Origin of the sequence: Acinetobacter sp. YH12108 (genome assembly GCF_013419055.1) — a bacterium.
Taxonomy (GTDB): Bacteria; Pseudomonadota; Gammaproteobacteria; order Pseudomonadales; family Moraxellaceae; genus Acinetobacter.
The window spans coordinates 1-1953 of record NZ_VPAW01000057.1; the positions used below are offsets into that span (position 1 = coordinate 1).

Below are 1953 nucleotides of genomic sequence, written 5' to 3' on the forward strand. Positions count from 1 at the left end.
GACTTGGAATTTCCCATCTGATTACTCCACGCTTACGAATATGAATTGCTACATTTTATCCGATTATCTTTTGCTTCGCAATGCGGCATGGGCGCACTCAGCGTTCCAGCCCCCTCTGCCGCCCTAACTGCCACGACACCGACCCGCCCTGCACGATGCCCATAACCTCGCGGCCGAGTTGGCGGTCGATGATCGGCCGCCACGGGACAAGGGTGAACTCATGGGATTTCTCGACCACGGCGAACTTGCCGCTCGATAGATGCACGGTTCCGGTAAACTTGCCGCTGACGCTCTCGCCGTCCGTGGCGGCGCGGAACGGCAGGCCCTTACTCAAAGCCATATCCGATCCGACGCCGGCTACCTCGCGCTCCCGCAGGATGGCGAGAAGGTTGCGCCGGTAGAAGACGCGGCTGTCCCGGCTGCGGGTGGCGTCGCCCTGTTCGATATGGTGCTCGCGGCGCTGGTCCATGGCTTCGCGGACTTGTTGCCCGAAGCCGGTTGGCGCAAGGTCGGCCGTCTCGCCGTGGATCAGCCGCCGGTCCAGCCAGGTCGCGCCGTCCGATCCGATCTGTTTGTTCAGATCGACCGGGGAAAGGACGCGAACGCTGGCCTGACTGTCTCGGCCGGCGTCATGGGCGGCGGCACGGCTGACCAGATCATCGGGGATGCGCCATTGGTCGGCGTCGATCCGCTCGACGATACCGGCCCGGCGTAGCGCCTCCAGCCGGCGCACATGGGCATCGACATAGCCCTCATAGTCGCCGCCTGGAACGCGGCCCTCGAACTTGGCCTGCTCCAGATGGCGGCTCGGCCGATAGATGCCGTCCTTTGCAATGGCGGTAATGGTGCGGTCGGACGGCCGGGCTGCCGCCTCGGCGGGGCCGAGCTGGACGACGCTGCCGATGCGGGCGTCCTCGAGCCGCTCGAGCGCGATGCCGGCGATGTGGTGCGTGCGGCCGTCGATGCCGTCCACCACAACGGTCAGGTTCTCCCCCAGTTCGTCGGACAGGTGCTTGTCCACGACGCGGCCGACGATGGGCGTCTCGGGCGCTCCGTCATGGATTTGGAAGCTCATGGGATCGCGTTCGCCGCCCTGCGGGCCGAGCGCCTTCTGCATGGTGCGGATAATGTCGCCCCGCTCTCCAAGCTCGCGCAGGGCCGGTTCCATGTCCTTGCTCAATTCCCAAACGCCGGGCGCGTGCTCGGTCGCCAGTCCCATCTTCTCCAGCTTGGTAAGACGATGCAGGCGTAGGGTGCGCTCGAACTGCCGCCTCGGCGCTGCCGGTTCATGGCGAAGGTCGAGGAAACGGGCATCGGCTTCCTCGGCCATGGCGCGGTCGATCCGGGTGAAACGATCTTGGTCTATTTCGGCCGACAGCTTGCGCGTCTGCTCGATCTCGGTCACGGGGCCGAGTTCGAGACTGGCAAGTTCGCTGGCCCGCTCGCGCAGGCCGACGGAAAGGTAGTCGCCATTGATGACTAGATCCCCGCCCGTGTCGTCGCGGCCGTTGACGATGACATGCACATGGGGATGGCCGGTGTTATAGTGGTTCACCGCAACCCAATCGAGTTTGGTGCCGAGGTCGGCTTCCACCTGCTTCATGAAATCGCGGGTGTAGGCCGTGAGGTCCGATAGCTCCGCGCCGTCCTCTGGCGAGACGATGAACCTGAACTGATGTCGGTCGCCCTTGCCGCGATCAAGGAAGGCGTCGCCATCGGCGCGGTCCTCGGTCCCCGCATAGAGCCGGCCGCGCTCGCCGTCGCGTGACGTGCCGTCGCGCTGGACATAGAGCAGATGCGCGCGGGCACGGCCGCCCTTCCACGCGGCCCGGCGGTATCCGAGAAGCGGCTGTCGTTAACACGAGGCGGCAACGTGCGCTACCAGCTCAAGACGCCGTACCGGGACGGCACCACGCACGTCATTTTCGAACCATTGGATTTCATTGCAAGGCT

At 65.1% G+C, this 1953-nt stretch carries 1 protein-coding gene and 2 pseudogenes; 1 reads left to right on the forward strand and 2 read right to left on the reverse strand.

Going from position 1 to position 1953, the window contains the following annotated elements:
* Positions 1-97: 97 nt before the first annotated feature.
* Together FTU46_RS16575 and FTU46_RS16900 are read right to left on the reverse strand one after the other, a co-directional pair.
* A complete protein-coding gene (locus FTU46_RS16575; protein ID WP_227544086.1) occupies positions 98-1330 on the reverse strand; it encodes a DUF3363 domain-containing protein in 1233 nt (410 codons plus the stop codon).
* Between the two features lie 171 nt (positions 1331-1501).
* A pseudogene (locus FTU46_RS16900) lies at positions 1502-1663 on the reverse strand (relaxase/mobilization nuclease domain-containing protein); the annotation flags it as partial.
* Between the two features lie 165 nt (positions 1664-1828).
* Here FTU46_RS16900 and FTU46_RS16580 point away from each other — a divergent pair.
* Positions 1829-1953: pseudogene (locus tag FTU46_RS16580) on the forward strand (transposase); the annotation flags it as partial.